Origin of the sequence: Daejeonella sp. (assembly GCF_036405355.1) — a bacterium.
Taxonomy (GTDB): Bacteria; Bacteroidota; Bacteroidia; order Sphingobacteriales; family Sphingobacteriaceae; genus Daejeonella.
In genome coordinates, this window is sequence record NZ_DASWXT010000111.1 from 1 (window position 1) to 12,032 (window position 12,032).

Consider the following 12,032-nt stretch of genomic DNA (forward strand, 5'->3'; position numbering starts at 1 on the left):
AAAGAAAAGTTCTTATCATTAGTCGTTAAATGATTTAGTATTGAGAGTTCAATGCTTTTCAGAGTATTATCCGTAAACGAGTGGTCACCTTTCCTAATAAGAGCTATAACCTTAACTAACTTCTCAAGGTTTTCAAAACTACAGCATGACAACATAAATAAGGAGAATTTCAAGCAGATAAACCATCCATATCCTCAGGTTTATACTTCCATCTTTTGTGAGACCATAGCCAAAACTCTGGCTGAACTCTGATCACCTCTTCCAGATATTTAACATGCGCTTTAGTGATTTCATGTTCTTCTGTTAACCTGGGATTTTCAAACAAATTAACAAAATCGCAGGTATAATAACCCCGTTTAACCCTTCGGATATCGCAAAATACAACAACACTATTGGTAAGTTTTGCCAGTTTTTCCACGCCCAAAAAGACTGCAGTTGGCTGGTTTAAAAAATCAGTAAAATAAGTAATCTCAGGTTTCGCAGGAGTTTGATCTCCGACAAGGACTGTTATGCTGCGTTCATTTTTATATTCTACCAATTTCCTTGTAGTCTGCTTCATGCTAACCAAAGTTGCTCCAAATCTGGATCTCATCTTTAGCATCATACGATCAAAGAACTGGCTAGTCAGAGGTTTGTATACAATAATCCTTTTTTCGGAAAATAGCTGACTAAAACGCAGACCTGCCATTTCCCAGTTCCCATAATGTCCGAGGATTCCAATCACACTCTGTCCGTTCCTGAAACATTGTTCAATGAAGTCCGTATTCGTCACCAACACCCGCTTTTTAACCTCCTCCTCAGAGATCGAAAATAATTTAACAGTCTCTACAATAAGATCTGAAAGATATCTTAAATAATCCTTACGAATCTGTTTACGCTCACTTGAAGATTTCTCAGGAAAGGAGTTTTCTATATTGTCATCAATTACCCTTTTCCGGTACCGGATGAGCCAATATAAAATGACAAATAAGAGATCAGATATCAAATACAAGATCGGGAATGGAAGCAGGGACAAGAGATAAAGCAAGCCGCCAACTGTAGCATGAAATATTTTTTTTAACATCAGATTAATGAAGCTTTTCTTTACCCGGGCAGTACAATTGCAAAATTATTAAATAATTAATTAGAGCTTACAATCAGGTCTGCTAAATTTTACAAACATCTTATGACAATCCTAAGCAATGAGCTGAAATGGTGAGTAAAATGATACCTTGTCTTCTCAATCTTTTTTATTACACTGACATTAAATCAGATCAAAAAAGTATGATGTACTGTCCGGGGGATTTTTTGGTTAATAAACTTCACGATTGAACCTCTTAGCAGGGAAAAGTCAGAAAACCATCTGTAGCTATATAACAGCTGACTACAAACATCTGTATTGATCTGCTTTTGCCTGCAGAACCTGCTCCGATTACTTTGGTGTGATAATTACATTAACTCAAAGTTATCAATTCATAGAGCCGATCTGCGTCTTCTTTCCGACACAGTTCTGTACCAGGATTTAAAGTTGCTGCGGTGCCGCAGGCAACACCATAACGCCCCGCTTCTATCAGGCTCTTGCCCAGCGACAAGCTATACACAATACCTGCAAGCATACTGTCGCCCGCACCAACCGTACTTTTTATCTGGACCCGGGGCGGAACAATACTTATCGCAGTATCCCGTGTAATTAATATTGCCCCCTTTTCTCCCATCGACAGAGCAATGACCTCACAGGTTCCATTCATGATCACACCCCGTGCAATATCAACAGCCTGGGCAGCATCCACCTGCTCCTGCCCGGCCAGTGAACTTAACTCGCGGAGATTAGGCTTTATCAAATAGACGCCGCTACTAACTGCTTGTTTTAATGTATCTCCGGAAGTATCCACAACTAGACGTGCATTTTTTGCTTTCGATATTCCTGAGATTAAGGCAAAAATATCCTGCGGCACACCTTCCGGCATGCTGCCGCTTACCACAATATATCCTATATCGGGTATTTTTTTAATAGAATTCAGACAGGCCATGCATTCATCGGTTTGTACGAGGGGGCCGGGCATTACAAAGCGATATTGATGTGCTGAAGAATTTTCAAATACCACAAGGTTCTCGCGGGTGCTGTCCCCAATTTCTGAAACAATAGAGCTTATGCCTTCCGAGATTAATAATTGAGTAAAAGCTTTACCAGTATATCCCCCTGCAAGATAAGCCGCCATGGCATGACCACCAAGCTTGTGAATTGCCCTGGCTACATTAATTCCGCCTCCGCCAGGTTCAAAAACAGGCACAGTACATCTTAATTTCTTCTCCGGGATAAGCTCCTGTACGGTTGTACTTTTGTCGATTGCCGGATTAAATGTAATCGTGATAATAGCTGTCATAACCGAAGTTAACAAAGACTTTAATGAAGCGGATGAAAAAATATATTCTCAACTCTTTGAGAATTGTTCAGCTTCTTCCTTCAGAATTTCGAACTTGTCTTTGATACTGTCTCGAATATCAGCAAAGCTGTTTTTACCTTCCTGCAAAAGGTCATCCATAGAATTAATCAGATGCTTACCCTTCCGGCTAATCCTCTCTCTTGTCCTTTTGCCCTCGGCAGGCGCAAATAAAACACCAGCCAATGCACCGACGGCAAAAGCAGCCGCAAGACCCAGTACAATTTTTCCAGATTTTTCCATGTTTATTTATTTATAAAGGCAAATCTAACTGTAAGATTTGCCTTCCCGGTTGACCCAGGTCACAAAAGCTTATGATTTTACTCATCAAAACATTTTTTGCTGAAGAAATTCTTACAGAAATTAATATCACATGAATGATTCGTATCAGACCTTAATTGGCCGAATTATTATAAATTTGATACAATAGCGACAATAGATCTGAAACTACTAAAGAGTCTATTAAATAAATCCCCATATTATGCTACTTCCTTTTTATCTAAACAGAGAAATCAAATCCACAGGCAAAGAACTACTGCTTGCCGGTGATATTGGCGCCACGAAAACGAACCTGGCTATATTTAAACATGAAGGGAATGAATTTAAAGCCCTCCATGAAGCCACTTACAGAACAAGTGATTACAACACTATTACCGAGCTTACTGATAATTTCATTAAGGGAAAACCGAATCCGGATACTATTTGCTTTGCCGTTGCCGGCCCTGTGATCAACGGGACAGCCAAACTGTCGAACATATCATGGAATATTGATCAGACAGACCTGCAAAGCCATTACAATGTCAATGTTAAGATAATCAATGACCTGGAAGCCACAGCATATGGCCTTGCAGTACTGACAGCAAAAGACATCCGTACCATACACAAAGTTCCCCATCCGGTGCCAGGCAACGCAGTAGTAATAGCTCCTGGAACGGGATTGGGTGAGGCTGGTATCTTTTGGGATGGGCAGTTCTACAAGCCTTTTGCTACTGAAGGCGGACATTGCGATTTTGCAGCACGAAATGCATTCGATTTTGAACTTTACACTTTCTTACAGAAAAAATTTGGTCATGTTAGCTGGGAGCGGGTTGCCAGTGGGCAAGGCATTGTTAACATTTATAATTTCCTCAGCACCGAAAAAAAACTACATGAACCGAAATGGTTAAAAGCGAAATTCAGCACAGGACCTGATTCTGCAGTAATCGCAAAAAATATTGCTAAAAGTGCTATTTGCAGAGAAACTATGAATATATTCTGTCGTTACCTGGCCTATGAGTGTGCTAACCTTGCTCTGAAGAACAATGCAACCGGAGGGCTGTTTATAGGTGGCGGTATAGTCCCTCAAAACCTTCATTTATTTGAGGAAAGTTCTTTTTTCTCGTCCTTCTGCCAGAGCGGCCGATTAAACGTTTTACTGGAAAAAGTACCAATAAATATTATTTTAAATCCAAAAGCAGCTTTACTGGGAGCAGCATGGTTTGCCGGCACAAACTGACCAGTCATTCGGATTCATTGAGGAGTTCAAGATTCTACTACTCAATCGAGCCAACAGGGTGATAGGAGTATTACCGGTATCCACAGGTGGTATGTGGGGAACTATACCAGATACAAGAGTGATTTTTGTAGCTACTCTCAAAAGTTGTACTACATCTATCATTCTTGCACATAATCTCCCATCCGTTAACCTCCAACCCAGCCAATCAGACATTGATCTAACTAACAAGCTTAAAGCAGCAGGCAAACTACTTGATATTGAGGTACTAGACCATATCATTCTCGCCGAGGATACTTATCTAAGCTTTGCAGATGTAGGTAAATTGTAGTCCTTCTGGCACTAAATTTTTGCATTGTACGTCAAAAAGACAAGCCAAACGCGCCAAATGTCATAAATTATTCCCCTAAATAACTTATTATCTAACCCGACGCATGGATGCCAGAGAGGGGCAAACTATTAGAAGTATTAAGCAAAAAGCCACTCAGGACTGCCTTAAAGCAAAAAACCCCCAGATTACTCTGAGGGTTTTTGGTGGTACCAGCTGTACCACATTGTTAGATTAAGCCAGTAAACTATCTTATAAAATTATAGCCCTGATTATATCAAAATACAAGTATTTATAAAAGCTAAGTAAAGGTCGATTAAGCGGGGGAAAATAAAACCGACACCCAAACCGACACCGAAGCAACATATTTTGTATATTACAATCTTAATACGGATGCTATGAATACAATTAAAATCAAGCCTGCGAAGAATCATTTTTCTGTTAAGGTAAATTTCAACCTCAGAAATACTAAACCGTCGAATCTACTCACTCCTGTTAGGTGTATAGTACGTTACAATAATGAGCGTATTGTTCTCCCTAGTTACTTCCATGTAGAACCCAGACACTGGAATACTAAGCAGCAAACTGTAAGGAGTAACCAGACAGATAATATATCCCTGGAGATAAATAAGACAATTCTTAGGATTAAGGGAAAAATTGCAGAGTTATTTGATAGTTACGTAAAGGAAAATCGAACCTACCCGCCAATACCTATGTTTCGACAACTCCTACTAGATAAGGTTGAACAACCGGAGGAACCTAACAGCGTTTTCCAATTGGATCTAATTGAATTTACTGATGCGTTCATTAAAGGAGCTGAGCAGAAAAAGACCTTAACTGTAAATGGAAAACCATATGCAGAGAACACATTAAAAATTTATAGGACTTTAAAAAGAAATCTTACTCAATTTAAAACTGAGCCCATTTACAAGAAGGTAGATTTGAAGCTTAATGTTATTGGGTTGGAGTTTTTCGAGAATTTCAAAGACTATATGATCGACAAACTTGATTACTCCAAAAATACAGTAGCTAAACATCTAAGAGTATTAAAAGTATTACTGGCAGAAGCGAAGGAAACAGGGTTAATCGACACTGAATTCAAGGGTAAACGCTATCAAGCACCCACTGAGGAGACAGAAAGTATTTACTTAAACGAAAACGAGATACAAGATTTACTTGATTTGGATTTAACTAAGGAACCTTCATTAGATAGAATTAGGGACTTATTTTTAGTTGGATGTTGGACTGGGTTGCGATTTTCGGATTTTCATGATATTAGCCCAGCAAATATAAAAGGGGAAGATATTGAGATAAAGACTCAAAAAACAGGCGTAAGGGTTGTTGTCCCAATTCACGACCATATAAAGACATTAATGGCAAAATATAACGGTAAAACTGAAAATAGCTTACCGCCTACTATTAGCAACCAGAAGTTAAATGAAGGAATCAAAAAGATTGCAAAACGTGCGGGAATTTCAGAAAGCGTCCAGATCAAGCAAACAAAAGGGGGTAAGGAGATAGTTAAAAGTGTACCTAAATATGATTTAGTAAGTAGCCATACAGCACGCCGTAGTTTTGCTTCGAATATGTATTTAGCTAATGCTAAGACCATCTCCATTATGGCAATCACTGGACACAAAACCGAGTCCTCATTCATGAAGTATATTCGAATCACCCCTAAAGAACATTCAGAAAAGATCAGGGAAATTTGGCAGAATAAGCCTAAATTAAGGGTGGTTAGTGATGAAAATTAGGAAGTTATCGACAACGTACCAAAGTTTCAAATCTGTTTAATTATTTTTGGGTCAGCAAAGATAAACGGATTATATGCCATCACAGACTATTCACACTACTTACGATCAAGCGGAGTTTCAAGAATTAATTGCCCAGGCAGTGGCTAATGCTCTTAAAGATCTAATGGGTGCTTTGAATATCAATCAGAGTAACGAGAAAAATATCTTTACTCGCCAGGAAACAGCTGAAATCTTGAATATTTCATTACCAACACTACGCAGTTATACCAAACAAGGCATAATCAAATCATGCACTTTAGGCTATAAAGTAAGGTACAGACTTGAGGATATTCAGGAAGCCATTAAGAACAATCAGTTGACAGCCTAAACAAATTCCGGATCAATTATCTTTTGAGAATATCTTCTTAGACATCTTTTAAATACCGGAAAATTTAACAGGGCTTTTACAATAAGATTTTCGGACTGTGACATTCATAGACAACTGCAGGTTCTCGCAATTGTCATTCAATTCCTGAGATACCTGTTTACCAGGATGCTGACATCTTTATAGCAATGGCTATGGTATTTTATTTCGAGCATGAGCCGCACTTCCCATCTTTTTAAAAGCATTTATCGACCATAAGTAAATCTTAGAAGTAAAACCCACTTCCCACTTCAGATTAAATATCAAAACATCTAGTGGTCTAATCGGTTTTATAGATCCTTTTAAAACCTGCTGTACCATCACCAAATTAAAATTCTTGTTTTCGGCATTCGGACTGAATCGGTTTAAATTAGCTATATACCTTTTGTAGTAATCTGGGAAAAGCATGAAACGGTAATCAAACGAGTTTAGCTTATTATAAAATAGATCTATCTGCCTCATTCAAACTGACCTTGTGAGTAGATACATCCAAGACTGTTATGTATTCTGAACTTGAAAAAAATGGGTGTTGCCTTTTCTCTGCTTCCGGTATAACCCTTGCTTCATTTTGTTGACGTGGTAATTTGTTATTAAACTCTTCAATTATCTTCCAGTATTCAAGGTGCTTAAGGTATACTGGCCTGACCCCAAGAGTTAATAGGTTAAGTATAAGCCCTGTTAGTTCCACATTATTTGATTTTCTAATCTAATATACATTGTTATTCATAATTATTAAACGTGCAACATGGATACATTTCAGCATTGTAATAAGCTAATTCTATAGAACTCTAAAAAGCATCATTCCTAATTCAAATTGGTAATTAACTAATATTCAGCTATATAATAAGCTAAACATAAAAATTGGGAGTGAAAATATGAGTGGATTTTCTGTCGATTTTTACTGCCATTATGGAACAAGTGAAAACGAAAATACGTGAGCGATTTAAAGTCTATCCTCACAACTGTAATTATTTGGTTGGGCACCGAGGTACAATATTTAGCCTAGCTTATATGAAGCAAATTGGTACGGTCTCTATGTATGGCTATATATGTGTTATGGTAGATGGACATTGGATAGGCGCACATCGAATGGTTTGGATGACGTGGAAAGATCCAGTAATCGAGCCTGGGCTGGAGATTAACCATATCGACGGTGTAAAAACGAATAATGCGTTAGGCAATCTTGAAAAGGTCACTAGATCAGAGAATCTGCGTCATGCTAGAGAAGTTCTTGACTCGCTGACTAAAGGTGAATCACATTGGAGGTGGAAGGGTTATTGGGTAGTTAATGACGTACAGTACACTACTGCGAATGAAGCTGCTAAGGCGACAGGACTTGCCAGTCAAACAATTAGGAAACGGTGTTTAGCAGGCGTTGATGGATATGGTTTCATACCTGCTGAAAAACCCAAGCAGATGACCGCATAGGTGAAAAGTTATCAAAAGACTAGAGTAATATAAAATCCAGTACCGAATTTAGTTTACAAACCTCGAACAAATTTTATGGTGTAACTAGCTCAGGTAGTTTGAAATTAACACCTAAAAAACTACCTAAAGCTAGACCAGTGCTGATGGATTTATAAATAAAAAAGGGGGTATTTACTGTTGATTTTGCTACTGGATAGAGAACTTAAATACCAATTTTTTAAATAGAGTATATAGGGTTGATATTCAACTTAAATACCCAAGGGCGAGAGCCCGTTTTTTATCTAGCATGTTGAATAAAAAATTAAAGTATTTTATATAAGAGAAGTATGTTTTTTTTGAAAAAAAATATTCAAGAATAACCTTCATTACAGCCGATAAGTTAACTTTTTAAGCCGAATCCAATGCATAAACCATCAATTCCAATTTTCGTTAAGTATCGTGATTATTTAGATAGAGCCGTATACGAAGATGGTAAATTAGTAACTGAAATACCTTCAAACAGCATATTCTGGAAACGAATATGCAACCTAGGTGCAACTAGCATGGAACTAATGAATTGGTTTCGCAGCTCAATCGTGATTATTCCGTACAAGGATCCATCCAAGCAAAAACTTGAATCGATGCTGGAAAAATCCGGAAAGTACCCTGACGCCATGGTAGTGTGTGAAGGTGTTAGTAATGACGATATTCGATACTGGCTGAAAAAACACATCGGTGTCCGTAAAATTCTCACTACAGCTGAGGGTATTTATAAGATCATTCGTGCATGTGAAAGCGAAGATTTGTGTATTGACTGGAGAAATGAATTCTTTTGCCTTTTTGATGAGTACCATACTATAGTTACCGACCACAACTTTAGAGAAGTATTATATGATGTCGCAAGCACAGTTGTGGTTCAGTTTGCTCGTAGTTCTTTCATGTCAGCCTCTGCGATAGTCTTAACCGACCCAGTATTCTCTAAATACCAAAATTACCACATAGAAGTTATAGGTGAGATAAATCGCCCATTGACTGTGATTACAACTGATACAATTATGCCAACTGGAGTTCATTTTATTAAAGAATTCATCTCAGAAAGCCAGGACGATGAAGTCGTCTGTGTTTACATCAACTGTGTAACTGATATGGTTGATATCATGAATAGACTAGGTGAAAAGTATCAAAAACTAGTTTCGATCTATTGCCGGAAAGAAGATAACAACTTCTCAAACTTGGGTTGCTATTCAGCAAATTTCAATAATAACACCAATCGCCTTACCAAGATTAATTTATTTACACTCAGCTATAACCAATGCTGGGACTTAAACCATGAAAAACCAACTATGGTTTACCTAACCAATGTTCACTCGCCTTTTACCCATCAGAATATCGAAATATTCGGAGCACAATTTATCGGCAGAGCTAGAAAAGAAGGCGCTAAATTATTTCATATTACTAATGTCTCGGATTCGCAGCATAGACGAAGATCATCAGCTTTAATTCGGAAGGAGAATCTGGGTATGGCGCATACCTTTCAAGACTCAAGTATTCTGGAAATAGCAGCTCTTACTACAAAATCGACTGCAGAGTTGCATCGCTATATAAGGACGCGAACCACTTGCCCCATTGTTAAGGACTATTTAAAATATAATGAAAAGGATAACACAGTACACTTAAACCACGGAGGAATTGAATGCATGTCCTTAATTGAAATTGGCGATCAGCAATATTACAATGCTGAAACAGTAATGACTGCTTGGAGAAACGTGTTATATAATCCAGTACATGTTTATCGAACGGATAATTGGACAAAAGAAGAAGTTCAGTTAGGAAAAAATAGGAAGACTAAAAAAGAAAAACGTGAAGATGATTACCGGAAGTTGCACCATTTGGCGGCGGCGGAGCCTGGTTCTGAAGAATATGCTGAATTTCTAAAATTTAAAACAGAACGAAAGGATTATTGGCGGATCTATGAATTAATCGGCATGAGCGAAATAGAGCGTTTGAAATTTGATCCTATTTTGATGAAGAAACTCAGTGACCTGAAAGAGAATGAGTATAAGCTCAATAGACTCCGTTTTAAAAACTCGTTGGCATCTCAGATAAAAGTTGGTGGGCAGTATACCGCTAAAGAACTACAAGCTGTTTTTGAAAAGTCCTTTAAGCATAGCTCTATTAGTCTTACTCCATTTGGAAACTTTATTAAGCAGTGTTGTAATGTCTCGAAACCTAAACGGAAACCAGGTACATCATCCGACAAAAACGACAACGCATTTACCATTACGGGATTTAAAGACTATATCACCCTACCAAAAGCTCAGACCGAAGCCTTCTATTCTTAGAAATCTCTTTTTCCCATAGCTTATATTTTGGTGAATCTTGAGATGGTCTTAGCAAACCCAGGTGGTCGTTAAATACCCTATGGTGGACTTCTGCCAATTGATGCAGCACCAAGTCACTTACATACTGTCCGTCCAGTTTCCGCTTTACCGCGTCGTAGAATTCTATAGCGGAGTTGTCTAATTCTCTAATTGCTTCTTGTGCGCTCATAGTTTGTTGTTAATGCAAAATACCCTTGTCATGATAATGATATAGCCTGGTCGAATCGGGCAATACAAATATAACTAAAACTTTAGTTGTTTTTATTAATTGTTGATAATTAATTACTTATGCCTTATTACCTAAAGTTTAATGAGAGATATGTGTATCATCGCAGCTGTGACAATCAAAACCAATAGAAGTCTGCTTTCCACAATTGAAAAGAAACTATTACTACGTTTCGCCTACACTTTCTGAAATTGGTGTGTATTGAATCTCATCAGAGGATCTCAATTATTCCCTCTATAAAGGGTAGTGGACTAAAAAGAGAGGTAAGCACACTTGGGAATTGTATATGTGAATCTCGATACCATTCACCCACTTTTATCCCGATTAACAAGGCCTAAAATAAATATACCGGATTCAAATTCATGCTCCTTTTTGGTATACTTTTATGACCAAATAAATATTTATGAAAATAAAAGCTACTTCGTCTTTTGGTAATTATATACGTGTAGGCTATGGTGGAAATAAAAAAGCCTCTTAAGTCGGAGGCGTTTTTATTCTTGATCTTTATTTTCTCTTTCGAAATAACCGCCGTCCTTCCAACTTCTATGCTGTTCAAACCACTCTAGTAATTCTCCCATTTTAGAAATCCTGATACAAATCGCAGTTGCTTTTAAAAATGGAATTTGTTCGTCAGGTGTTTTTCTTAAGTAAACAGTTCTTTTATGGGAAGGAGAACTTCCTTCTAATACAAAGGCTGTTGTACTGCCGACTATAGTCTTATCTATTACTTTACTACAACTCTCGACCATTTCAAGCATAAAGCTGTAATCAACAGAGGGGTTAAATTCATCACTCATAGTGCAACTTCTAAAACCCTAGTATCGCCGGTTTCCATCATTGACTCCATTGCAGAGTTCAAATTATCAATCGTAAATATGGAATGGTTCTTACTTTCCCCCGCTTCTTTATTCCATCCAATAAACGAAAGTTCATTCTCTACACCCATTCCATGTTTTTCAGATATAATAACAAAGCATTGAAAGGCTTCCTCGACTGCTTTCTCAGCATCTTGTTCATTTTCAGCGTGCGTTATTAATCCACCAAGAAATGGGATGTGTATGCAAATATGACTTCCCTCAAACTTATTCCATGTTTGAATAATCGCCTTAACAGAAAGCGTTTTACCCTCTCTGTTAATTTCAATAATAGGTTCGCTATTAATCATGTTATTTTGACTTATAAAAGCCCAATTCGTTTAAATAAAGAACACTGCAAGTTTTTTTTAATATGTAATATACACATATTACGTGCCAAGTTACAAATTGTTTACATATTGTCAAGTGTAGTAGCAAATAAATGACAATATATCAAAAGTGTCAAATTTACCAATTGTCTTTGTTTTTAGATGTTTTTCTTATAAACGGTGCTTTTATAACTTCGTTGTCAGTTCTTTTATTTCTAGGCTTTGGATTATCATTTACGGAAGCTTTCATATAGCCTAGCGGCTTCTTTTGGTGTGAACTCAGTAGACATACTTAAAATTCTAAAAATACTTCAAATCAACCACAAGCTTTTCAGCTACATTTTATAATGTCATAATCCTAACCCTAACCTGCTCGTTTTCAAACTGGGGCAAGTTAAAATAATCCGTTTGGCATATATCGCCCAAGTCACTAATTTT

Annotated in this window: 11 protein-coding genes; 6 read left to right on the forward strand and 5 right to left on the reverse strand. The window is 37.5% G+C overall.

The annotated features are described in order from the left end of the window. Nucleotides 1–169 precede the first annotated feature (169 nt). The 3 genes from VGE44_RS13630 to VGE44_RS13640 form a co-directional block, all read right to left on the reverse strand. Complete coding sequence (locus VGE44_RS13630; protein WP_331080010.1) at nucleotides 170–1,063, reverse strand: lysophospholipid acyltransferase family protein; 894 nt, start codon at nucleotides 1,061–1,063, stop codon at nucleotides 170–172. A gap of 370 nt (nucleotides 1,064–1,433) precedes the next feature. Next, nucleotides 1,434–2,363, reverse strand: coding sequence for a 1-phosphofructokinase family hexose kinase (locus VGE44_RS13635; RefSeq protein WP_331080012.1), 930 nt, complete (start codon nucleotides 2,361–2,363; stop codon nucleotides 1,434–1,436). 48 nt (nucleotides 2,364–2,411) lie between these two features. Next, complete coding sequence (locus VGE44_RS13640) at nucleotides 2,412–2,663, reverse strand: YtxH domain-containing protein (protein WP_331080015.1); 252 nt, start codon at nucleotides 2,661–2,663, stop codon at nucleotides 2,412–2,414. A 238-nt stretch (nucleotides 2,664–2,901) separates the two neighbouring features. Between VGE44_RS13640 and VGE44_RS13645 the strand changes: the two genes are divergently transcribed. The 6 genes from VGE44_RS13645 (at nucleotide 2,902) to VGE44_RS13670 (ending at nucleotide 10,146) form a co-directional block, all read left to right on the forward strand. After that, nucleotides 2,902–3,915: a glucokinase gene (locus VGE44_RS13645; RefSeq protein WP_331080017.1), complete on the forward strand. Its 1,014-nt coding sequence runs from the start codon at nucleotides 2,902–2,904 to the stop codon at nucleotides 3,913–3,915. After that, complete coding sequence (locus tag VGE44_RS13650; RefSeq protein WP_331080020.1) at nucleotides 3,899–4,243, forward strand: JAB domain-containing protein; 345 nt, start codon at nucleotides 3,899–3,901, stop codon at nucleotides 4,241–4,243. The genes VGE44_RS13645 and VGE44_RS13650 overlap by 17 nt, the downstream gene beginning before the upstream one ends. A gap of 395 nt (nucleotides 4,244–4,638) precedes the next feature. Next, on the forward strand, nucleotides 4,639–5,994 hold the full coding sequence (locus VGE44_RS13655; RefSeq protein WP_331080022.1) for a site-specific integrase: 1,356 nt from the start codon (nucleotides 4,639–4,641) through the stop codon (nucleotides 5,992–5,994). A 73-nt stretch (nucleotides 5,995–6,067) separates the two neighbouring features. Further along, complete coding sequence (locus VGE44_RS13660; RefSeq protein ID WP_331080025.1) at nucleotides 6,068–6,361, forward strand: helix-turn-helix domain-containing protein; 294 nt, start codon at nucleotides 6,068–6,070, stop codon at nucleotides 6,359–6,361. A 945-nt stretch (nucleotides 6,362–7,306) separates the two neighbouring features. Further along, on the forward strand, nucleotides 7,307–7,825 hold the full coding sequence (locus VGE44_RS13665) for an HNH endonuclease signature motif containing protein (protein WP_331080027.1): 519 nt from the start codon (nucleotides 7,307–7,309) through the stop codon (nucleotides 7,823–7,825). A 401-nt stretch (nucleotides 7,826–8,226) separates the two neighbouring features. Then, nucleotides 8,227–10,146, forward strand: coding sequence for a hypothetical protein (locus VGE44_RS13670; RefSeq protein ID WP_331080029.1), 1,920 nt, complete (start codon nucleotides 8,227–8,229; stop codon nucleotides 10,144–10,146). A gap of 756 nt (nucleotides 10,147–10,902) precedes the next feature. Here VGE44_RS13670 and VGE44_RS13675 read toward each other — a convergent pair. Both VGE44_RS13675 and VGE44_RS13680 read right to left on the reverse strand, forming a co-directional pair. After that, complete coding sequence (locus tag VGE44_RS13675) at nucleotides 10,903–11,208, reverse strand: hypothetical protein (RefSeq protein WP_331080031.1); 306 nt, start codon at nucleotides 11,206–11,208, stop codon at nucleotides 10,903–10,905. Beyond that, nucleotides 11,205–11,576 carry a hypothetical protein gene (locus VGE44_RS13680; protein WP_331080034.1) on the reverse strand — a complete coding sequence of 124 codons (372 nt, stop codon included), beginning with the start codon at nucleotides 11,574–11,576 and terminating at the stop codon, nucleotides 11,205–11,207. The genes VGE44_RS13675 and VGE44_RS13680 overlap by 4 nt, the downstream gene beginning before the upstream one ends. Nucleotides 11,577–12,032 lie beyond the last annotated feature (456 nt).

Excerpts from the sequence above, each read along its gene's own strand:
- VGE44_RS13630 (WP_331080010.1), bottom strand. The coding sequence starts at position 1,063 with ATGTTAAAAAAAATATTTCATGCTACAGTTGGCGGCTTGCTTTATCTC.
- VGE44_RS13655 (WP_331080022.1), top strand. The coding sequence starts at position 4,639 with ATGAATACAATTAAAATCAAGCCTGCGAAGAATCATTTTTCTGTTAAG.
- VGE44_RS13660 (WP_331080025.1), top strand. The coding sequence starts at position 6,068 with ATGCCATCACAGACTATTCACACTACTTACGATCAAGCGGAGTTTCAA.
- VGE44_RS13665 (WP_331080027.1), top strand. The coding sequence starts at position 7,307 with ATGGAACAAGTGAAAACGAAAATACGTGAGCGATTTAAAGTCTATCCT.
- VGE44_RS13635 (WP_331080012.1), bottom strand. The coding sequence starts at position 2,363 with ATGACAGCTATTATCACGATTACATTTAATCCGGCAATCGACAAAAGT.
- VGE44_RS13670 (WP_331080029.1), top strand. The coding sequence starts at position 8,227 with ATGCATAAACCATCAATTCCAATTTTCGTTAAGTATCGTGATTATTTA.
- VGE44_RS13675 (WP_331080031.1), bottom strand. The coding sequence starts at position 11,208 with ATGAGTGATGAATTTAACCCCTCTGTTGATTACAGCTTTATGCTTGAA.
- VGE44_RS13645 (WP_331080017.1), top strand. The coding sequence starts at position 2,902 with ATGCTACTTCCTTTTTATCTAAACAGAGAAATCAAATCCACAGGCAAA.
- VGE44_RS13640 (WP_331080015.1), bottom strand. The coding sequence starts at position 2,663 with ATGGAAAAATCTGGAAAAATTGTACTGGGTCTTGCGGCTGCTTTTGCC.
- VGE44_RS13680 (WP_331080034.1), bottom strand. The coding sequence starts at position 11,576 with ATGATTAATAGCGAACCTATTATTGAAATTAACAGAGAGGGTAAAACG.